The sequence below is a fragment of the Streptomyces sp. R-74717 genome, assembly GCF_047305335.1.
In the GTDB taxonomy this organism is placed as follows: domain Bacteria; phylum Actinomycetota; class Actinomycetes; order Streptomycetales; family Streptomycetaceae; genus Streptomyces; species Streptomyces atratus.
The window spans coordinates 5137362-5156666 of record NZ_CP102361.1; the positions used below are offsets into that span (position 1 = coordinate 5137362).

Sequence of the window (19305 nt, forward strand, 5' to 3'; positions counted from 1 at the left end):
CGCCACGCGGCGCTCAGCCCTTCACGGCCCTGTCACCACGCAGTGCTCAGCCCTTCTCCGCCTGCAGCCTGGCCACGTACGCGGCGGCCTGCGAGCGCCGTTCCATGCCCAGCTTGGAGAGCAGGCTGGAGACATAATTCTTGATCGTCTTCTCGGCGAGGTGCAGCCGCTCGCCGATCACCCGGTTCGTCAGCCCCTCCCCGATCAGATCGAGGATCTTGCGCTCCTGATCGGTGAGACCGGCGAGCTTGTCATCGCCCCGGCCCTTCTTGCCGTCGCGCAGCCGCTCCAGCACCCGGGCGGTCGCCACCGGGTCGAGCAGCGACTTCCCGGCCGCCACGTCCCGTACCGCGTTCAGCAGTTCGTTGCCGCGGATCGCCTTCAGTACGTATCCCGACGCGCCCGCCATGATCGCGTCGAAGAGCGCCTCGTCATCGGCGTACGAGGTCAGCATCAGGCATTTGATGTTCTCGTCCTGAGAACGGATCTCCCGGCAGACCTCCACCCCGCTCCCGTCCGGCAGCCGCACATCGAGCACCGCCACATCGGGCCGGGTCGCGGGGATACGGACCAGTGCGTCCGCCGCCGTGCCGGCCTCGCCGACGACCTCGATGTCGTCCTCGACCGAGAGCAATTCATGGACTCCGCGCCGGACGACTTCGTGGTCGTCCAGCAGAAAAACGGTGATTTTTCCTTGTTCGCGCACAAAACGCAGTCTCACATACTCGCCTCTTCCCTGCCGCCGAACGGCGGGATAACGTGCCGTTGTTCCGGCGGCCTGCAAGGCTGTTCCCAGTGCTGTGACCAGCGAGAGTTCCCGACTTTTTCGATTTACTTGGAAATCCAAGCAAAATCGCAGGTCAGATAGGGTTTCGCAGTTATGCGGCGTACTGGGTAACGTGCTTTTGGCAGGGCGCTCGCCGGGGCACCTGTCACGCCTGTTCCCGGACCGAGCGGCACCCACCCCGTGCACGGGTACGGACACAGGCGAGCCGCACTGGCTTCCCGGCAGACCCCGGGGGCCGGACCGACGGAGGAGCACGCACGTGACCGTGGAGAGCACTGCCGCGCGCAAACCGCGACGCAGCAGCAAGCGGACCAGCGCCGTGAAAACGCCCGCTAAGACGCCCGCCAAGACGCCACAGAGTTCCGAGCCCGAGCTCGTACAGCTGCTGACGCCCGAGGGCGAGCGGGTGGAGCATCCGGACTACCAGATCGACCTGACCGCCGAAGAGCTGCGCGGTCTGTACCGGGACATGGTCCTGACCCGCCGCTTCGACGCCGAGGCGACCGCCCTGCAGCGTCAGGGCGAGCTGGGCCTGTGGGCCTCGCTGCTCGGCCAGGAGGCCGCCCAGATCGGCTCCGGCCGGGCCCTGCGCGACGACGACTACGTCTTCCCGACGTACCGCGAGCACGGTGTCGCCTGGTGCCGGGGCGTCGACCCGACCAATCTGCTCGGGATGTTCCGCGGTGTGAACCACGGTGGCTGGGACCCGAACACCAACAACTTCCACCTGTACACGATCGTCATCGGCTCGCAGACCCTGCACGCCACCGGCTACGCCATGGGCGTCGCCAAGGACGGCGCGGACTCGGCCGTGATCGCGTACTTCGGCGACGGTGCCTCCAGTCAGGGAGACGTCGCCGAGTCCTTCACCTTCTCCGCGGTCTACAACGCCCCGGTCGTCTTCTTCTGCCAGAACAACCAGTGGGCGATCTCCGAGCCTACCGAGAAGCAGACCCGCGTCCCGCTCTACCAGCGCGCGCAGGGCTTCGGCTTCCCCGGCGTCCGGGTCGACGGCAACGACGTACTCGCCTGTCTGGCCGTCACCAAATCGGCGCTGGAGCGGGCCCGCCGGGGCGAGGGGCCCACCCTCGTCGAGGCGTTCACCTACCGGATGGGCGCGCACACCACCTCCGACGACCCGACGAAGTACCGGGCGGACGAGGAGCGGGCCTCCTGGGAGGCCAAGGACCCGATCCTGCGGCTGCGCGCGTACCTGGAGAAGGAGGGCGCCGCCGACGAGGCGTTCTTCACCGCGCTGGACGAGGAGAGCGAGGCCCTCGGCAAGCGGGTCCGCGAGGCGGTACGGGCGATGCCCGACCCCGACCCGATCGCGATCTTCGACAACGTCTACGCGGACGGGAACCCGCTCGTCGACGAGGAGCGCGCCCAGTTCGCCGCCTACCAGGCATCGTTCGCAGACACCGCCGAGGAGAGCAAGTAGCCATGGCCATGGAAAAGATGTCCATTGCGAAGGCTCTCAACGAGTCGCTGCGCAAGGCTCTCGAAACCGACCCCAAGGTCCTCATCATGGGTGAGGACGTCGGCAAGCTGGGCGGGGTCTTCCGGATCACCGACGGGCTCCAGAAGGACTTCGGCGAGGACCGGGTGATCGACACCCCGCTCGCCGAGTCCGGCATCGTCGGCACGGCGATCGGCCTGGCCCTGCGCGGCTACCGGCCCGTCGTGGAGATCCAGTTCGACGGCTTCGTCTTCCCCGCGTACGACCAGATCGTCACGCAGCTCGCCAAGATGCACGCCCGCGCGCTCGGCAAGATCAAGCTGCCGGTCGTCATCCGGATCCCGTACGGCGGCGGCATCGGCGCGGTCGAGCACCACAGCGAGTCGCCCGAGGCGCTGTTCGCGCACGTCGCGGGCCTGAAGGTGGTCTCGCCCTCGAACGCGAGCGACGCCTACTGGATGATGCAGCAGGCCGTCCAGAGCGACGACCCGATCATCTTCTTCGAGCCGAAGCGCCGCTACTGGGACAAGGGTGAGGTCGAGACCGACTCCATCCCCGGCCCGCTGCACCGCGCCTCGGTGGCGCGTACGGGCTCCGACCTCACGCTCGTCGCGTACGGCCCGATGGTGAAGGTCTGCCTGGAAGCGGCCGCGGCCGCCCAGGAGGAGGGCAAGTCGATCGAGGTCCTGGACCTGCGCTCGATGTCCCCGATCGACTTCGACACCATCCAGACCTCGGTCGAGAAGACCGGCCGGCTGGTCGTGGTCCACGAGGCGCCGGTGTTCTACGGCTCCGGGGCCGAGATCGCCGCCCGGATCACCGAGCGCTGCTTCTACCACCTGGAAGCACCGGTGCTGAGGGTCGGCGGCTATCACGCCCCGTACCCGCCGGCGCGGCTGGAGGACGAGTACCTGCCGGGTCTCGACCGTGTGCTCGACGCCGTCGACCGCTCGCTGGCGTACTGAGGACTGGGGCGTGACAACGATGAACGACACTTCCAACGCTGCTCGCTTCCGAGAGTTCAAGATGCCCGACGTGGGCGAGGGACTGACCGAGGCCGAGATCCTCAAGTGGTACGTACAGCCCGGCGACACCGTCACCGACGGCCAGGTCGTGTGCGAGGTCGAGACGGCCAAGGCGGCCGTGGAGCTCCCGATTCCGTTCGACGGGGTGGTACACGAGCTGCGCTTTCCCGAGGGCACGACCGTCGACGTCGGCCAGGTGATCATCGCGGTGGACGTGGCGCCCGGCAGCGGTGACGCGGCCCCGGCGCCGGTCGCCGCGCCGGTCGCGGAACCGGAACTGTCGGAGCCGGAGGCTCCCAAGGGCCGTCAGCCGGTCCTGGTCGGGTACGGCGTGGCCGAGAGCTCGACCAAGCGGCGTGCCCGCAAGGGCGCCACGACGGCGGTGCCCGCTGCCGCGGCGGCGATCCAGGGCGAGATGAACGGCCACGGCGCCGTGGTCCCGGAGAGCCGTCCGCTGGCCAAGCCGCCGGTCCGCAAGCTGGCCAAGGACCTGGGCATCGATCTGGCGACGGTCGTCCCGACCGGCGAGGGCGGGATCATCACCCGCGAGGACGTGCACGCGGCTGCCGCGCCCGTACCCGCACAGGCTCCGGCGCCCGTCGCCGCCGCTCCGGTGGCGGCCGCACCCGCTCCCGAGGCGCCGGCCGAGGCCGTCGTGGGCGCGCGGGAGACCCGTATCCCGGTCAAGGGCGTACGGAAGGCCATCGCCCAGGCGATGGTCGGCAGCGCCTTCACGGCTCCGCATGTCACCGAGTTCGTCACCGTCGACGTGACGCGCACGATGAAGCTGGTGGCGGAGCTCAAGGAGGACAAGGACATGGCGGGGGTGCGGGTCAACCCGCTCCTGATCATCGCCAAGGCCCTCCTGGTCGCGATCAAGCGGAACCCGGAGGTCAACGCCGCCTGGGACGAGGCCAACCAGGAGATCGTCCAGAAGCACTACGTGAACCTGGGCATCGCCGCCGCGACCCCGCGCGGTCTGATCGTGCCGAACATCAAGGACGCGCACGAGCAGACGCTCCCGCAGCTGGCGGCTTCCCTGGGCGAGCTGGTCTCCACTGCCCGCGAGGGCCGGACCTCCCCCGCCGCGATGGCGGGCGGCACGGTGACCATCACCAATGTCGGTGTCTTCGGTGTCGACACGGGCACGCCGATCCTGAACCCGGGCGAGTCCGCGATCCTCGCGGTCGGTGCGATCAAGCTCCAGCCGTGGGTCCACAAGGGCAAGGTGAAGCCCCGTCAGGTCACCACGCTGGCCCTGTCGTTCGACCACCGCTTGGTCGACGGCGAGCTCGGCTCCAAGGTCCTGGCGGACGTCGCCGCGATCCTGGAGCAGCCGAAGCGGCTGATCACCTGGGCGTAGGTGTGCGAGATGGGCCCGCGCGAAGTTCGCGCGGGCCCATCGGCATGTCCGGCCTTTGCCGTAGGGCGAGTTCGGCGAAGACGGTCTTGCCGACGGTGCGGGGCTCGACGCCCCAGTGGTCCGCGAGCCGCGCAACGATCACGAGGCCCCGCCCGTAGCACTCGTCGTCCCCGGCCTCGCGCAGGCCGGGCAGCCGCTCGCCGCGTGCATCGCTCACCTCGATACGGAGCGTGGTCGCGGTGAGCGTGAGGTGGACGCGGAAGAGGCGGCACTGGACGGCGCCGTGCAGCAGCGCGTTGGTCGCCAACTCGCTGACCAGCAAGGCCGCGTGCGTCGGCCGCGAACCCGGTGCGGAGCTCGCAGAGCGGATCAGCGATGCGGGCGTGTGCCGTGTGCGGTGTGTGCGGGCCCCCGCGCTGTGGTGAACCAGAACAGGACCGCGCACAGGAAGGCCGCTGCCGCGAAGACCAGCGATTGTGTGACGGAGTCGTCCCGCGCGCCGGCGAGGAGCGCGCCGACCGCTGACAGTGCCAGGGCGACCGCCGGCAGCGCACGAGGGTGCCGCGTGGCGCCCGGTGCGTCGGCCGTTGGCAGCAACCTGGTTGCGAGGCTGTAGCAGGCGCAGGCCAGTAGTGTGGAGCCCAGTACGTCGCTGGGCCGGTGATGGTAGGTGGCCTGGACGGCGCCGGCGGTGACGGCGAGCCACAGCATGCCGGCCGCGGTGACGTAGGGGCGGATGCGGGGGGAAGCGACCAAGGTGGCGCCGAGGGCCAGCCCGGCGGGGATGGCCACGTGTCCGCTGGGGAAGCTCGTCTCGATGAGCGAGGCGTGCGCATCCACCAGGTCGGGGCGGGGCAGGATCATCCTGGCGAGTTCCTTGCTCCCGAGCGTGACCACGACGATCCCGGTCGCCGCGCAGCCTTGCCACCAGCACCTCCGCACCAGAGTGACGGCCGCGACAACCGCGATGCCCACGAGCAGGGTGGGCATGGCGGTGTGCTCCAGGGGCGGTAGGGCCGACGACTGGTAAGCCGCCCCCGACCAGTCGTAGATCCATGCCGGGTTGGCGCCGTTTTCGCTGAACAGGGCGTTCTCCGCCCGTTGCCCGAACGGGGTGCAGACAGCGATCAGGTAGACCACCAGGAACAACCCCACGAGGCACAGCGGAGCCGGGACTCGTAGCCGTACCGCCCGCGCGGGGCTGGGTTCGGTCGTGGTGCCCGGGTCCTGGCCGGGGTCCGGGTGCGTGGGCAGGGTCGAGGGATCTTGCTGAGTCATCGTTCTCTCTGTCTTCGTGCGGGAGCAGTGCGCTCACGCGCCGGTTTGGGCGCGAGGTGGGCCGGCAGGTCCGGTCGGCCCGCCGGGGATCTGCTCCTACTCGAAGAGCGCCCGGCTCTGCCGGCGCTGGGCGGCGATCACCAGGACCGGGAGGGGAGCGATGAGGAGGAGGAGGACGACCAGGTCCGGCAGGGACTGCATGAACCCGTTCGGCTGGATGACGATCGCCTGTGTGCGGATGAACGCGAACGTCACGACGGGGATCAGCCACCGGTAGTCACCGGTGGCGGCCGTCGCCGCCCACGCGGCGATCAGGGCAGCGACTTCGAGGGCGAACAGGCCGCGTTGGAAGGCCGGACTGATGGAGATGATGTGCAGGGACCCGGCCACGAACATGGCGAGCACGACGGGGACCAGCCAGCGGTACGAGTGGCGCCGCAGCCGGGCGGGACGGCAGGCCGCCAACACGGCGCATGCGGTGCACAGTGCCCCGGACAGCACCAGGTCATGGGCCGTTATCGGGGCGCCCAGCCCGTAGTAGCCCAGGCCCACCTTGCCCTCGTCGCCGAAGAGCGTATTGCTGTTGAACGTGGCACCGGCGTAGATCATCGCTGCTGAGGCCGGCAGGGCGATCCACGGCTTGCCACGCAGCAGGGCGATCAAGCAGACCAGCGGAAGCAGCCCGTAGGGCAGGAGCCGTGTCCGCGTGCCGGGTCCTTGCGCCCACGGGTACCAGCCGGAGGAGTGGAAGGCGATGGCATGCCGACCGGGATCGTTGTGCAGTGCCCAGTGCCACACATCCTGCAGGTACGGCACCAGCGCCAGCGCGGCGAGGGCGAGAGCGGTCAGATGGATGCCGTCCAGCCACCACGGCCGGGCCGTGTCGTCGACGACGGCACGGGCGCGGGCCTGCACCCCGGCACGCGCCACGGCGACGACTTCCCGCGGCGGGGGCCAGGAACGGCCGGGATACGCCTCGGACAGGCAGGCCAGCAACTCCTTTCCGTGCCGGGAGCGGTAGGGCTCGGGGTAGGCCGCAAGCAGCAGACGGTTCATGCCGGGGCCACCCTGGCATCTCGCGGGCGCCCGAGGACGACAGCCGCCGCCTGCCGCATCCGCAGCGCCTCCCGGCCGAGCGCCTCGGTGCCGTCCTCCGTGAGCCGGTAGTAGCGCCGCGCCCGCCCGTCCACGATCTCCTCGTCGCCGGCGGCGATCAGCCCGGCCCGCTCCATCCGCTCCAGCGCGCCGTAGAGAGTGCCGACAGCGATCCGCAGCCGCCCATCGGTGGCCTGCTCGGCAGCCTTGATGATGCCGTAGCCGTGCAACGGCCCATCCATGAGCGCAGCGAGGATGAAGTACTGCGGCTCCGTCAAGGACGGGTTCCGTCGTGTCATGCGCCGAGCATATATCGAGCTACGAAATATACTTGCCGGCCTTGGGTGGTCACCGGCGGCGCCTCCATGCCTGCGGTGAGCGTCACCCTCGTTGCCTGATGGGCCCAGCTGCACGGCGCACAGGAAAGGGCCCGGCGCACTCGGTGATGTGCGTCGGGCCCCTCGCTGCCGTGGCCGGCAGGACTACTTCTTGAAGGAGTAGTCCATGATCTTCTTCATGTCCGCGGAACGGGTGGTCGCGCTCGTGGAGGCGAGCACCGTGCCGATGACCGTCTTGCCGTTACGGGTCGCGGCGAAGACCAGGCAGTACTTGGCCGTCGGGCCGGAACCGGTCTTCACGCCGATGGCGCCGCTGTAGCTGCTGAGCATCGCGTTGGTGTTGGACCACGACATGTAGCGGTAGCCACCGGACTTCGTGGTGACCTTCTGCTTGGTCGACTTGGTCTTCACGACCGTGCGGAACGTGGAGCTCTTCATCGCGCTGCTGGCGATCTTCGTCAGGTCGCGCGGCGTCGAGTAGTTCGAGCCGTTCCCTATGCCGTCGAACGAGTCGAAGTGGGTGTTCTTCAGACCGAGGGACTTGGCCTGGGCGTTCATCTTGCCGATGAACGACTTCACGCGGGCCGCGCGGGTGGTGCCGGAGCCGAACTTGTCGGCCAGTGCGTACGCGGCGTCGCAGCCGGACGGCAGCATCAGGCCGTACAGCAGCTGGCGGACCGTGACCTTGTCGCCCACGATCAGGCGGGCCGACGAGGCGCCCTTGGAGACGATGTAGTCGCTGTACGCCTTCTGGATCGTGACCTTGGAATCCAGGTTGAGGTTCTTCTGCGACAGGACGACCTTGGCGGTCATGATCTTGGTGGTGGATCCGGTGGAGCGACGGGTGTCCGCGGCCTTGGCGTACAGGGTCTTCGCGGTGCCGTTGTTCATCACGTAACCGCCCTTGGCGGTGATCGTGGGAGTGGGCGGCGTCGCGGCCTGCGCCGTGGAGGCGAACACGCTGCCCGCGATGACGGCACCCGCGGTAAGGGCCACGGTGGCAGTGGCGGAAACGCGGTTTATGCCCTTAATGCCGATTTTCAACTTGAACGCTCCAAATGCCCCTGGAATGCGGCCACATGAGGGTGCCGCTCGGTGGTGAGACTCATGGGGGCAGGGGAAGGATGTGCTGATTCCTGAGGCAATTTCGGAAGTAAGGGCGGTTCGGGCCATGGGGTGGCGCCCATCCCGAACCTGTCCGGATCCCGGACGGGTTCCATCATGTACGCATGTTGTATCTATGCTGTGTACATGTCTGCCGCACCCCCAGCCGTGAAGCCCCCTGTGAAGTCCGCCGCGCAGTCGACCGTGAAATCTTCCGCCAAGCAGCCCCCCGCCGCCGAGCGCGTCTACGCCCATATCAAGGAGGCGGTCCTGGACCGCCGCTACGAAGGCGGCACACTCCTCACCGAAGGCGATCTCGCGACGGCCGTCGGTGTCTCCCGTACGCCCGTGCGTGAAGCGCTGCTACGGCTGGAGGTCGAGGGGCTGATCAAGCTGTATCCGAAGAAGGGTGCTCTCGTTCTCGCCGTCTCCGCGCAGGAGATCGCGGATGTGGTGGAGACCCGGCTGCTCGTCGAGGAGTTCGCGGCCCGCAAGGCCGTTCCCGCCTCGGCGCAGTTGATCGGACGGCTCGAGGAACTTCTTCAGGAGCAGCGGCAGTTGGCCGAGGCCGGGGACCTGGCCGCCGTCTCCGTGAAGGACCGCTGCTTCCACGCCGAGATCGTGCGCAACGCGGGCAACGACATTCTCTCGCGCCTCTACGACCAGCTGCGCGACCGGCAGTTGCGGATGGGCGTCGCCGTGATGGAGGCGCACCCGGGCAGGATCGCCGCCAACATCACCGAGCACGGTGAGCTGCTGGAAGCGATCAGGTCCGGTGACGCGGACGGTGCCGCACAGGTCGTGCGGCGTCATGTCAGCCGGGTCAAGGTGCTGGTCAGGGGTGAGGACCGGTGAGCTCTGCCGCCGCTCCCACCCTGTCCCTGCCCGGAGATCCACCCGGCGGCCGGCGTGCCGCGTGGGTCTGGGGCATCGGCGTCGCCGTCTACTTCGTCGCCATCATCTTCCGCACCAGCCTGGGTGTTGCCGGCCTGGACGCCGCCGACCGGTTCCACGTCAACGCCTCCGCGCTCTCCACGTTCTCCATCCTTCAGCTGCTCGTCTACGCGGGCATGCAGATACCCGTCGGCCTGATGGTCGACCGGCTCGGCACCAAGAAGGTCCTCACCCTCGGGGCCGTTCTGTTCACCCTGGGGCAGCTCGGCTTCGCGCTCTCCCCCTCGTACGGCATGGCGCTGGCGTCCAGGGCGCTGCTCGGCTGCGGCGACGCGATGACCTTCATCAGCGTGCTGCGGCTCGGTGCCCGCTGGTTCCCGGCCCGGCGCGGTCCGCTGATCGGGCAGGTCGCCGCGCTCTTCGGGATGGCGGGCAATCTCGTCTCGACGCTCTTCATCGCGCGGGCCCTGCACGGATTCGGCTGGACCACCACCTTCGTGGGCAGCTCCGCCGCCGGGGTTCTCGTCCTCGTACTTCTGCTGCTGTTCCTGAAGGACCACCCCGAGGGCCACGAGCCGCCGCCCGCCGAGCACGCGGGCGCCGCCTACGTACGCAAGCAGATCGCCGCCTCCTGGCGGGAGCCCGGCACCCGGCTCGGTATGTGGGTGCACTTCACCACGCAGTTCCCGGCCATGGTGTTCCTGCTGCTGTGGGGGCTGCCGTTCCTGGTCGAGGCACAGGGACTGAGCCGGTCCACCGCCGGTGAGCTGCTCACCCTGGTGGTGCTCTCCAACATGGCGTTCGGGCTGGTCTACGGGCAGATCATCGCCCGCCACCACGAGGCCCGCGCCCCGCTGGCCCTCGGGACGGTCACCGTGACGGCTCTGCTCTGGGCGTCGACCATCTTCTACCCGGGCGACCGTGCGCCGATGTGGCTGCTGATCGTCCTGTGCGTGGTGCTCGGCGCGTGCGGTCCCGCCTCGATGATCGGCTTCGACTTCGCACGGCCCGCCAACCCGCCGGAGCGTCAGGGCACCGCCTCGGGCATCGTGAACATGGGCGGTTTCATCGCTTCGATGACCACGCTGTTCACCGTCGGCGTGCTGCTGGACGCGACCGGCGACAACTACCGGATCGCGTTCGCCTCGGTCTTCGTGCTGGAGGCGCTCGGCGTCGTACAGATTCTGCGGCTGCACTCCCGGGCCACGCACCGCGAGCGGGACCACCATGTGATCAGCCGCGTGGAAGCCGTGCACGTACCCGTGTAACGCGCCTGATCGGCGGCGCGCCCGTCCTCGCACGACGGGCGCCGCCGACCACGGTGGGGCGGCGCCGTGGCGCTACGGCGTCACGGCGAAGTTCTGCAGGATCGCCTCCGCCAGATCCTGGTCACCCTCGACCTTGATCCGGTCCGCGACCGCACCCGCCCGCACCCGCCCGCAGGCGAGGCGGAAGTACGTCTCCCAGTCCATCGCCAGCGTCACCGCGGGCCCGAGCGACGGCGAACCGTCCACCGAGCCGCGGCCCTCCGCGTCGACCCTGACCGTGCGCAGGAACTCCACCGGCCCGTGCACATCGAGCACGACCGCCGAACTGGCCGGCGCACCCGCGTCCTTGGCGACCACCTTCGGCAGCGCGGCGAGCAGGGTGTCCCGGACGACAGAAGCGCCGGGGGAGTCCAGATTGCCGGGCTGCCCCAGCGTCGCCCGCAGATCCTGCTCATGCACCCAGACGTCGAAGGCCCGCATCCGCAGTGCCAGTTCGAGGGTCTGCTCGGCGCCGAGCGGCGCCCGGACCATGGTCTCGGGGGCACGTGTCTCGTTGCGCAGCTGACGTGCGCGGCGAATGATCGTGTACTCCAGCTCGGAGGTCATCTCCGGCGCGGTGTGGTGGCGCCGCACATCGACCTGCATCTCCATGTAGCGAGCGAAGTCGTTCTGTACATGGTAGAGATCGCGCGGCAGCGTGTGGATCGGACGCGGGTCGCCGAGCTGCTCGCACTCCATGCCGATGACGTGCGAGACGATGTCACGCACCGACCAGGCAGGGCACGGCGTACGGCGGTTCCACTCTCCCTCGGCGAGCGGCTTCACCAGCTCGGCTATCGACTCGATGGAGTGGGTCCAGGCATCGGCGTAGGTCTGGAGGCTGGGATGGACGGTCACGGGACCCCTCGTGCGGTTCTGCGGTGCATGGGCTGGAGTGCTGGGCGCGGGCGGCGGGCTGCGTGGGAGGTTCGATCGCTAAGTTACGCTGCGAGCAGGCACCCCGGCAGTGCTTTCGTGTGACGATCGTAGGCCTGTGTTGACGGCTCGAATGCCAGGACGGTGGTAGTGTGCGCGCCTCCCTCATCCAGATCGCAGTAGACCCGGACGAATCCGTCAATTCCCGTAGGCAACGCGCGGCTTCGCTGATCGCGGCCCAGCGCGGTGCGGATCTGGTGGTTCTTCCCGAACTCTGGCCGGTCGGTGCGTTCGCGTACACCGCCTTCGCGGACGAGGCCGAGCCGCTCCAGGGGCCCACCCACGACATCATGGCGAAGGCCGCGGCCGACGCCGGGGTCTGGCTGCACGCGGGCTCCTTCGTCGAGCGCGCGGCCGACCGCACCCTCTACAACACCGCGCTCGTCTTCACACCCGAGGGCGAGCGGGCCGCCGCGTACCGCAAGATCCACCGCTTCGGCTTCGACAAGGGCGAGGCGGTCATGATGGGCGCCGGCGAGGAGCTGGTCACGGTCGCCCTGCCGCAGACCACCCTGGGCCTCGCCACCTGCTACGACCTGCGCTTCCCGGAAATGTTCCGCGGCCTGGTCGACGCGGGCGCCGAGACGCTGATCGTCGCGGCGGGCTGGCCGGAGCGCCGTCGCGCCCACTGGACGCTGCTGGCCCAGGCCCGCGCCGTCGAGAACCAGTCGTACGTCCTGGCCGTCGGCACCGCGGGCACCCACGCCGGAATCCAGCAGGCCGGACACAGCATCGTCGTCGACCCCTGGGGCGAGGTGCTTGCCGAGGCGGGCGCGGACGAGGAGGTGCTCACCGTGGAGTTCGACCCGTCGAAGGTCGCCGCCACGCGCGAGCAGTTCCCGGCGCTCAAGGACCGCCGCCTGGGGCTGGCCCGGCCGGAGACGGGCAAGTAGACGTTTCACGTGAAACGCGCCGAGGTCAGCCCTCGTGCTCCTTGTCCGCGAGCACGATGACGCACACCGATACGGCGATGAGCAGTGCCGCGTCGGCGTCCTCCCGTACGACATCGATCCCGTACGTGTCCCGGACGGTCAGCCACCGCCGTGAGATCTGGGCCAGCAGTTCCCCGTCGTAGTCGATGGCGAACTCGCGGTCCAGGATCTTGCCGCTGACATCGAGATCGGTGCCGTCCACCAGCGTGACCCGGTAGTGGTTGCGCAGCAGCGACAGCCGCTTGCGCTTGATCCTGGCGAGCTGTTCGCCGTCGCGCTCGATGAGCATCGTGTCGCGCAGGCTGAGCAGCTTCTGCCGGATCTCGACCAGGACCCGGCCCTGCGTGTCCTTCAGCTCGAAGGTGTCACGCGCCCGCATCGCCTTGCCGTCCACGAGGAAGACCTTGCGGCCGTCCGAGTCCTCGATCCAATAGTCGTCACCGACAGCGAAAAGCCGTTCACGCACCAGGAATCTCATGGCTCACAGGTTCCCTCAAGGCCCTCCGGAATGCCTGGGGGCCACGGTGATGTTGACTGTCGATATGGCAACACGTGCGCGCGTCAGGGCCCCCGAGCTGATCGGCAAGGGCGGCTGGCTCAACACAGGCGACCAGCAGTACACCCTCGCTGACCTGCGAAAGCGCATCGGAATTCTGGATTTTTGAAAATAGACAACAGGGCACCGAACTCTTCGGCGCACTGAGTGTGTGCACCAAGATACGATCTGTGATCTGTACCTCCGGTTGTCCCTCGACAGGGACGGCAAGACCGCAATCGAACGGCAGGAAGCCGACTGCCGTGCCTGGGCCGAACGCAACGGACTGACCGTCCGCAAGGTCCACATAGACAGAGGGCGCTCCGGCTACAAGACCGTTGAGCGCAAGGGCTTCGACGCCGCGTTGGCGGCTGTAACGGCGGGCGTCGTCGGCACGCTGATCGTCTGGAAACTGGACCGTCTGTCCCGCAAGGGGATTGGCCAGGTGGGCAAGGTGCTGGACGACATCGAGAAGGCCGGCGGCCGTCTCGTCTCAGTCGTGGACGGTCTCGACACCTCGAATGACTCGGCGCGCATGGTCGTCGCGATGCTCGCTGAGCTCGCCCGGTCCGAGTCGAAGAATCTCGGCACGCGTGTCGGGCACGCGAAGCGCTACCTGCGCAGCAAGGGTCAGTGGATCGGCGGACAGCCTCCGTACGGGCTGCTCATCGACCCGAAGAGCAAGAAGCTCGTTCACGACCCGGAGCACGCCGTCTACGCCCGCCTGATCGCGGATGAAGCGCTCGCCGGGACATCGTTGGTCAAGATTGCCCGACTCCTCAACGAGTACGAGATCCTCTCGCCCAGGGGCGGGCAGTGGAACGCGGCCAGCATCATGCAGCTCCTGCGTTCCCCTGCGTTCGCCGGCCTGATGCCGGAGACCGAGAGCGTCGAGACGGATGACGGCGAGCGGAAGTACACGGGCAGGGTCTTCCCGTACCGCGATCCCGAGACGCTGGACACCGTCGAGATCGGCGAGGGGATCATCACGGTCGGAGAGCGTGAAAAGATCATCCGCACCCTGGAATCCAGAACGTTCGTGCACGCAGGAAAGCGGCGGCCGAAGCCTGAAGGGACGGCGCTGCTCACGGGACTCGTCTACTGCGCGGTACCTGGCTGCGGCCGCCGGATGCACCGTGTGGGCGGCAGCTATCAGTGCATGGCTCGCCGCGCGGGCAACCAGTGCATCGGAGCGTCAGCGTTGGCTGAGGCGGTTGACCAGTACGTGACGGAACAGTTCCTCACCGAGCTCCCGGCGCTCGAACCGGACGATCCGCTGCTTGTCGCGATCGTAGATCGCTGGGTGCACCGCGTGGACCCGGAGACCTTCGCGAAACGTGATGCGCTTACTGCCGAGATCCAGGATGAGAAAGCCCGCTTGGCCGACCTGGAGGACGCGCGCTATGTGCGTGGCGAGTTCAGTGGCGCCGCAGCTGTGGAACGCTACAACCGACTTTTAGAGCGGCTGAGGGGGCGCATCGAGGGGCTTCGCACCGATCTCCGCAAGCTCCCCATGCCGTCCGTGGACGTGTCACCGATGCTCGACGGCCTCACCTTGCGTGAGGCGTGGGCTGATGCGACGAACGAAGACCGGCGCGGCCGGTTGTCGCTCGCCATAGACCGGGTTGAGGTGAGCAAGGGAGTGCGCGGTCAGCGGATCATCCCTGAGCAACGCATCCAGATCCATTGGGCGAAGTTGGCGGGCACCGGCACTGCCACATGAGCACCACGGCAAGCGCCCCGCTGTCGGCAGATGACAGGCGTGACGAAGTGACGGAATGACGCTCTCGCCCGGGTTACTTCTTATAGAAGTGTTGTTGTTTCCATGAGTGGATCAGAAGCAATTGTCATTGCGTCACTTCGTCACTCGGGATGTGCAAAGTTCAGGCGAAGCCCTCGCAGCGTCCCCGACCCCAGCTCGAAAGGCGCGCGCTGGGTGCGGCTCCATTTTGGGTGATCCTTCCGCGCTGACCTGGAGGAATCCCCTTGGTAGGGGGCGAGAACGACCCCGCTAAGCCCTTCCGGAGCCCGCTGAACACCCCTTGAGTCCCGTGCTCGTCACCCTGACGAGTGGGGGATGTGGGGGCTTTGGCATCTCCCTGGTACGTAGAAGTTCGTGCAAGTTGCTGGCAGGCTCGCGTGATCCGGCGCAAGCTCGTTCATGTTGATCGCCACCCGAGCGACCGCAGGACACCATGGCGTTGCACCGGCTTGGCAAGGACCCCGAGAGCCCAAACAACGGTTCCCCTACCGTCTACTTGGACGACGAGACCGGGAACTACATCCTGCAAGGGTGGCGCGTGACGGACGCGGAGCGGCTGGCTCAGATGGACATCCCGGCCCATGAGACCGTCATCGAGTTCCCGAAGCGCATGATGCAGTTCTTTCCGGAGGTGAACGGTGGCGACGGAGCCGACGTTTGAGGACTTGTTCCGCGCCGCGAAGCACAGCGCGTACCACCTGGAGATGAGGGACGCCTACGCGCTGGATCAGGACTACGCCGAGTGGACTTCGGGCAACCGATTCGACCCGGCGGAGCGCTGGCCCTGGTGGGCCGAGCTGGTCTCCGCGTCGGTGGCTCGGGGGGTTGACGTCCGCCGGGCGCGCATCGTCTCCGAGCCGATCTCCCCGTATGTGCGCTACGAGTACGAGCTGACCAGCGGCCACAACATCAAGGCGGGTGAGTCCGTGCGCTGGCTCCCGCGCCGGGAGGCTTCCGCCCTCGCCCTACCCGGCAACGACCTGTGGCTCTTCGACGGCTCTTCGGTGCTCTTCAACCACTTCAACGGCAATGGGGAGATGACCGGTGAAGAGCTGGTCACCGATCCCGTCGTAGTGGAGCTGTGCGCGTCCGGGTTCGCGGCAGTCTGGGAGCGGGCCACGCCGCACGAGGACTACCGGCCGGTCTGATCCGGAGCAGCCCAACGTGAGTTCATCGTCGAGTGTCCAGCAAGCCCGGGAGGCCCTGGGCAAGCGCCTGCGTGAGATCCGGAAGGATTCGGGTTTGACCGCGCGGGAACTTGCTTTTCGGGCCGGCTGGCATGAGAGCAAGTGCAGCCGCGTCGAGACCGGTCGTACTGCGCTTCTGATGACGATCTCCGCGTCTGGGCGCTGCACTGCGATGCCCAGGACCAACTGGCCGACCTGATCGCCACCGCACGCAACATCGACGGGGCCTACGTCGAGTGGCGGCGGATGGAGCGGTCCGGCCTGCGGCGTGCTCAGAAGTCGGTCCTCCCGCTGTGGGAACGCACCCGGAACTTCCGCGCCTACTCGTCCTGGCTGATCCCCGGCCCCTTCCAGACGCGCGCCTGCATCGAGGCGCTTCTCAGGGCGATTCGCGACCGCCGGACGCTGCCCGATGACCTGGAAGCAGCCGTCCAAGTCCGTGTGGACAAGCAGCGGATCTTGTATTCGGGGCCGCACCGCTTCGCGTTCTCCTGGAGGAGAGCGTCCTACGCCACCGAATTGGGGGCGCCGACACCATGGCCGGGCAACTCGGCCATCTCCTCTCCGTGGCAACGCTGCCGAACGTCAGCCTTGGCGTGATCCCGCTGAGCGCAGACCGTACGGCCTTGTGGCCGGTAGAGGACTTCTGGGTCTTCGATGAGGCACAGGTCAACGTCGAGTTGGTCTCTGCGTTCCTCACGATCACTCAGCCCCACGAGATCAGCATGTACGCCCACACCTTCGCTGGCCTGGCAGAACTGGCCGTCTACGGCGCCCCAGCGCGCGCGCTGATCACAGCAGCCATCGACTCTCTCGGGTGATCGGGCGCAAGTCCGCGCAAGTTGGTTGAGGCCCGCTCCGCGCCGTTCCTAGCGTGGTCGTCAGACGGACGACATGAGGAGCAGGGCCGTGAAGCCGATCACGTATGCGCAACCCCTGGTAGAGCTGCCGCTGCGGTCCGACCCGGAGCCCGCACCGGTCGCCGGCTGTGGAGTCTGCTCCGCCCTGGCCGCCCAGCGCCAGGACGCCCGCCTGACGGGTGACGGCTCGACGGTCAGCGGCTGCAACGTGGAACTCCGGAACCACCCGCACCCCGGGGAGCCGGGATGAGCGTGAAGGCCGTACTGCGGTACGTGAGCTACGTCATGCACCGCCACCCCTCGGCGGAGACCACGGCAACCGCGCGCTGTCTGAACCCGGACTGCCAGTGGATCTCCGCATCGACCAGGAACGCGGACGTGTGCACCGACATGTGCATCCGGCACACCGGCCGGACCGGTCACATGACCTTCCTACGGGAGTTCTCGGAGGTCGCTGTGGTGGAGCGTATGTCCTGAGCAAGTGCTTCGTACGGGCGTGAACCTGCGTTCACGGGCGGATGGCAAGCTTGAAGCATGAACGATGCCGCCCCGGCGCCCACCCCCGCGCCCGCGCCCCGACGTGCCCGTGTCCGTGCCCCCGAGCTGATCGGCAAGGGTGGCTGGCTCAACACCGGAGGCAAAGAGCTCACCCTCGCCGACCTGCGAGGTAAGTGCGTTGTTGTTGATTTCTGGACGTTCTGCTGTGTGAATTGTCTGCATGTCCTCGATGAGCTGCGCGAGCTGGAGGAGAAGCACCGCGACACCGTCGTGATCATCGGTGTGCACTCGCCGAAGTTCGTCCACGAGGCCGAGCACCAGGCCGTCGTCGACGCCGTCGAGCGGTACGAGGTCCACCACCCGGTCCTCGACGACCCGGAACTGGCGACGTGGAAGCAGTACGCCGTACGGGCCTGGCCCACGCTCGTCGTCATCGATCCCGAGGGCTATGTCGTCGCCCAGCACGCGGGCGAGGGCCATGCGCACGCCATCGCGAAGCTGGTCGAGGAGCTGGAGGCCGAGCACGGCGCGAAGGGCACGCTGCGCCGCGGCGACGGCCCCTACGTCGCGCCCGAGCCGGTCGCCACGCATCTGCGTTTCCCGGGCAAGGCCCTGCTCCTGCCCGACGGCGGGTTCCTCGTCTCCGACACCACCCGCCACCGCCTGGTCGAGATCGAACGTGACGGTGAAACGGTTCGCCGTCACGTCGGTACGGGGGACAGGGGGTTCGCCGACGGCGGGCCCGAGGAGGTCCGGTTCTCCGAGCCGCAGGGGCTGGCCGTGCTGCCCGACGGCCGGATCGCGGTCGCCGACACCGTCAACCACGCCATCCGCGCCCTCGACCCCACCACCGGGATGACGACGACCCTCGCCGGTACCGGCCGCCAGTGGTGGCAGGGTTCGCCGACGACCGGCCCGGCCCGCGAGGTCGACCTCTCCTCCTCCTGGGACGTCGCCTGGTTCGCGGACCGGCTGTGGATCGCCATGGCGGGCGTGCACCAGCTGTGGACGTACGACCCCGCGACGGAGACCGTGCAGGTCGCGGCGGGCACGACCAACGAGGGCCTGGTCGACGGGCCGGCCGACGAGGCCTGGTTCGCCCAGCCGTCGGGGCTCGCCACGTCGGCCGACGGGGAGCGGCTGTGGGTCGCCGACTCGGAGACGTCCGCCCTGCGGTACGTCGAGCGCGACGGCACCGGCTTTGCCGTCCGTACGGCCGTCGGCACCGGCCTCTTCGACTTCGGACACCGCGACGGTGCCGCGGATCAGGCCCTGTTCCAGCATCCGCTGGGCGTGACCGCGCTGCCCGACGGGTCCGTCGCCGTGTGCGACACGTACAACCACGCGCTGCGGCGCTACGACCCCGCGAGCGGTGAGGTCACCACCCTGGCCACGGATCTGCGCGAGCCCAGCGATGCCGTGCTGGTCGAAGGCGATCTCGTCGTCGTCGAGTCCGCCCGGCACCGGCTGACCCGGCTGCGCCTCCCGGAGGAGGCCGCACGCGTCGCCGGCCAGGCACACCACACGCAGCGCGCGGCCACCGAGATCACCCCGGGCACGCTCCGGCTCGATGTGGTCTTCCAGGCCCCCGCCGGGCAGAAGCTGGACATCCGGTACGGTCCCTCGACCCGGCTGCTGGTCTCGGCGACCCCGCCCGAGCTGCTGGCGGAGGGCTCCGGTCCCGGTACCGATCTGTTCCGCGACCTGGTCCTGGCCGACGGCGTCACCGAGGGCGTCCTGCATGTGTCCGCGATGGCGGCGTCCTGCGACGACGACCCGGAGAACGAGTACCCGGCCTGCCATGTCCACCAGCAGGACTGGGGCGTCCCCGTCCGCATGACCGCGGAAGGAACGCCCCGGCTGCCGTTGGTGCTGGCAGGGATGGACGAGCAGGCCTGACGGCGCGCGGAGCCCCGGACACGGAGGGCCTTCTGCGGCGGGGTAG

The 19305-nt window shown here is 68.5% G+C and carries 21 protein-coding genes and 1 pseudogene; 14 read left to right on the plus strand and 8 right to left on the minus strand.

The features are described from left to right. Nucleotides 1–46 precede the first annotated feature (46 nt). A complete protein-coding gene (locus NRF20_RS23445; protein ID WP_401996894.1) occupies nt 47–706 on the minus strand; it encodes a response regulator in 660 nt (219 codons plus the stop codon). A 340-nt stretch (nt 707–1046) separates the two neighbouring features. Here NRF20_RS23445 and pdhA point away from each other — a divergent pair, with 340 nt between their 5' ends. Genes pdhA through NRF20_RS23460 form a run of 3 tightly spaced genes read left to right on the plus strand, consistent with a single transcriptional unit; the run spans nt 1047 to nt 4634 of the window. Continuing rightward, a complete protein-coding gene (gene pdhA / locus NRF20_RS23450) occupies nt 1047–2228 on the plus strand; it encodes a pyruvate dehydrogenase (acetyl-transferring) E1 component subunit alpha (protein WP_398628342.1) in 1182 nt (393 codons plus the stop codon). A 2-nt stretch (nt 2229–2230) separates the two neighbouring features. Further along, nucleotides 2231–3211, plus strand: a complete 981-nt coding sequence (locus tag NRF20_RS23455; RefSeq protein WP_398628341.1) for an alpha-ketoacid dehydrogenase subunit beta — start codon at nt 2231–2233, stop codon at nt 3209–3211. 10 nt (nt 3212–3221) lie between these two features. Beyond that, complete coding sequence (locus tag NRF20_RS23460) at nt 3222–4634, plus strand: dihydrolipoamide acetyltransferase family protein (protein ID WP_398628340.1); 1413 nt, start codon at nt 3222–3224, stop codon at nt 4632–4634. Here NRF20_RS23460 and NRF20_RS23465 read toward each other — a convergent pair. The 5 genes from NRF20_RS23465 to NRF20_RS23485 form a co-directional block, all read right to left on the minus strand. Next, nucleotides 4621–5079, minus strand: a complete 459-nt coding sequence (locus tag NRF20_RS23465) for an ATP-binding protein (RefSeq protein WP_413753223.1) — start codon at nt 5077–5079, stop codon at nt 4621–4623. The genes NRF20_RS23460 and NRF20_RS23465 overlap by 14 nt on opposite strands. Further along, nucleotides 5004–5912 carry a phosphatase PAP2 family protein gene (locus NRF20_RS23470; RefSeq protein ID WP_413753224.1) on the minus strand — a complete coding sequence of 303 codons (909 nt, stop codon included), beginning with the start codon at nt 5910–5912 and terminating at the stop codon, nt 5004–5006. The genes NRF20_RS23465 and NRF20_RS23470 overlap by 76 nt, the downstream gene beginning before the upstream one ends. 96 nt (nt 5913–6008) lie before the next feature. Beyond that, nucleotides 6009–6968, minus strand: a complete 960-nt coding sequence (locus NRF20_RS23475; protein WP_398628337.1) for a hypothetical protein — start codon at nt 6966–6968, stop codon at nt 6009–6011. Further along, nucleotides 6965–7306 (minus strand): PadR family transcriptional regulator, encoded by a 342-nt coding sequence (locus NRF20_RS23480; protein ID WP_398628336.1) that lies wholly within the window; start codon nt 7304–7306, stop codon nt 6965–6967. Before NRF20_RS23480 ends, NRF20_RS23475 begins: the two co-directional genes overlap by 4 nt. 183 nt (nt 7307–7489) lie before the next feature. Further along, nucleotides 7490–8389, minus strand: a complete 900-nt coding sequence (locus NRF20_RS23485; protein ID WP_398628335.1) for a D-alanyl-D-alanine carboxypeptidase family protein — start codon at nt 8387–8389, stop codon at nt 7490–7492. 207 nt (nt 8390–8596) lie between these two features. Between NRF20_RS23485 and NRF20_RS23490 the strand changes: the two genes are divergently transcribed. Both NRF20_RS23490 and NRF20_RS23495 read left to right on the plus strand, forming a co-directional pair. Next, nucleotides 8597–9304, plus strand: a complete 708-nt coding sequence (locus NRF20_RS23490; protein WP_398628334.1) for a GntR family transcriptional regulator — start codon at nt 8597–8599, stop codon at nt 9302–9304. Then, complete coding sequence (locus NRF20_RS23495; RefSeq protein ID WP_398628333.1) at nt 9301–10611, plus strand: nitrate/nitrite transporter; 1311 nt, start codon at nt 9301–9303, stop codon at nt 10609–10611. The genes NRF20_RS23490 and NRF20_RS23495 overlap by 4 nt, the downstream gene beginning before the upstream one ends. 72 nt (nt 10612–10683) lie before the next feature. On the opposite strand, the gene NRF20_RS23500 is transcribed toward NRF20_RS23495, so the two are convergent. After that, on the minus strand, nt 10684–11508 hold the full coding sequence (locus tag NRF20_RS23500; RefSeq protein ID WP_398628332.1) for a maleylpyruvate isomerase family mycothiol-dependent enzyme: 825 nt from the start codon (nt 11506–11508) through the stop codon (nt 10684–10686). Nucleotides 11509–11678: 170 nt separating this feature from the next. Here NRF20_RS23500 and NRF20_RS23505 point away from each other — a divergent pair, with 170 nt between their 5' ends. Beyond that, nucleotides 11679–12479 (plus strand): carbon-nitrogen family hydrolase, encoded by an 801-nt coding sequence (locus NRF20_RS23505; RefSeq protein WP_398628331.1) that lies wholly within the window; start codon nt 11679–11681, stop codon nt 12477–12479. Between the two features lie 25 nt (nt 12480–12504). Here NRF20_RS23505 and NRF20_RS23510 read toward each other — a convergent pair whose 3' ends face one another. After that, complete coding sequence (locus tag NRF20_RS23510) at nt 12505–12996, minus strand: LURP-one-related/scramblase family protein (RefSeq protein WP_398628330.1); 492 nt, start codon at nt 12994–12996, stop codon at nt 12505–12507. A gap of 64 nt (nt 12997–13060) precedes the next feature. Between NRF20_RS23510 and NRF20_RS23515 the strand changes: the two genes are divergently transcribed. The 8 genes and pseudogenes from NRF20_RS23515 to NRF20_RS23550 all read left to right on the plus strand — a co-directional run bounded on the left by NRF20_RS23515 (nt 13061) and on the right by NRF20_RS23550 (nt 19259). Further along, nucleotides 13061–13183 (plus strand): hypothetical protein, encoded by a 123-nt coding sequence (locus NRF20_RS23515; protein WP_398628622.1) that lies wholly within the window; start codon nt 13061–13063, stop codon nt 13181–13183. Between the two features lie 78 nt (nt 13184–13261). Then, on the plus strand, nt 13262–14776 hold the full coding sequence (locus NRF20_RS23520) for a recombinase family protein (RefSeq protein WP_413753225.1): 1515 nt from the start codon (nt 13262–13264) through the stop codon (nt 14774–14776). 472 nt (nt 14777–15248) lie between these two features. Further along, the gene (locus NRF20_RS23525) at nt 15249–15476 is read left to right on the plus strand and encodes a hypothetical protein (protein ID WP_398628328.1); all 228 of its coding nucleotides are present in this window, start codon (nt 15249–15251) and stop codon (nt 15474–15476) included. A gap of 43 nt (nt 15477–15519) precedes the next feature. Beyond that, nucleotides 15520–15963: a DUF6879 family protein gene (locus tag NRF20_RS23530; protein ID WP_398628602.1), complete on the plus strand. Its 444-nt coding sequence runs from the start codon at nt 15520–15522 to the stop codon at nt 15961–15963. 16 nt (nt 15964–15979) lie between these two features. Then, nucleotides 15980–16823, plus strand: a pseudogene (locus NRF20_RS23535) (helix-turn-helix domain-containing protein). An 88-nt stretch (nt 16824–16911) separates the two neighbouring features. Further along, nucleotides 16912–17112, plus strand: a complete 201-nt coding sequence (locus NRF20_RS23540) for a hypothetical protein (protein ID WP_398628327.1) — start codon at nt 16912–16914, stop codon at nt 17110–17112. Then, entirely contained in the window at nt 17109–17339 is a 231-nt protein-coding gene (locus NRF20_RS23545; RefSeq protein WP_413753226.1) for a hypothetical protein, read from the plus strand. The genes NRF20_RS23540 and NRF20_RS23545 overlap by 4 nt, the downstream gene beginning before the upstream one ends. Nucleotides 17340–17396: 57 nt before the next feature. Continuing rightward, the gene (locus tag NRF20_RS23550) at nt 17397–19259 is read left to right on the plus strand and encodes an NHL domain-containing thioredoxin family protein (RefSeq protein WP_413753227.1); all 1863 of its coding nucleotides are present in this window, start codon (nt 17397–17399) and stop codon (nt 19257–19259) included. The last annotated feature ends 46 nt before the right edge of the window (nt 19260–19305 follow it).

Bases quoted from the DNA above. Each gene is read 5' to 3' on its own strand.
- NRF20_RS23510 (WP_398628330.1), bottom strand. From the start codon at position 12,996: ATGAGATTCCTGGTGCGTGAACGGCTTTTCGCTGTCGGTGACGACTAT.
- NRF20_RS23515 (WP_398628622.1), top strand. From the start codon at position 13,061: ATGGCAACACGTGCGCGCGTCAGGGCCCCCGAGCTGATCGGCAAGGGC.
- NRF20_RS23550 (WP_413753227.1), top strand. From the start codon at position 17,397: ATGAACGATGCCGCCCCGGCGCCCACCCCCGCGCCCGCGCCCCGACGT.
- NRF20_RS23490 (WP_398628334.1), top strand. From the start codon at position 8,597: ATGTCTGCCGCACCCCCAGCCGTGAAGCCCCCTGTGAAGTCCGCCGCG.
- NRF20_RS23530 (WP_398628602.1), top strand. From the start codon at position 15,520: ATGAGGGACGCCTACGCGCTGGATCAGGACTACGCCGAGTGGACTTCG.
- NRF20_RS23480 (WP_398628336.1), bottom strand. From the start codon at position 7,306: ATGACACGACGGAACCCGTCCTTGACGGAGCCGCAGTACTTCATCCTC.
- NRF20_RS23470 (WP_413753224.1), bottom strand. From the start codon at position 5,912: ATGACTCAGCAAGATCCCTCGACCCTGCCCACGCACCCGGACCCCGGC.
- NRF20_RS23545 (WP_413753226.1), top strand. From the start codon at position 17,109: ATGAGCGTGAAGGCCGTACTGCGGTACGTGAGCTACGTCATGCACCGC.
- NRF20_RS23455 (WP_398628341.1), top strand. From the start codon at position 2,231: ATGGCCATGGAAAAGATGTCCATTGCGAAGGCTCTCAACGAGTCGCTG.
- NRF20_RS23525 (WP_398628328.1), top strand. From the start codon at position 15,249: ATGGCGTTGCACCGGCTTGGCAAGGACCCCGAGAGCCCAAACAACGGT.
- NRF20_RS23475 (WP_398628337.1), bottom strand. From the start codon at position 6,968: ATGAACCGTCTGCTGCTTGCGGCCTACCCCGAGCCCTACCGCTCCCGG.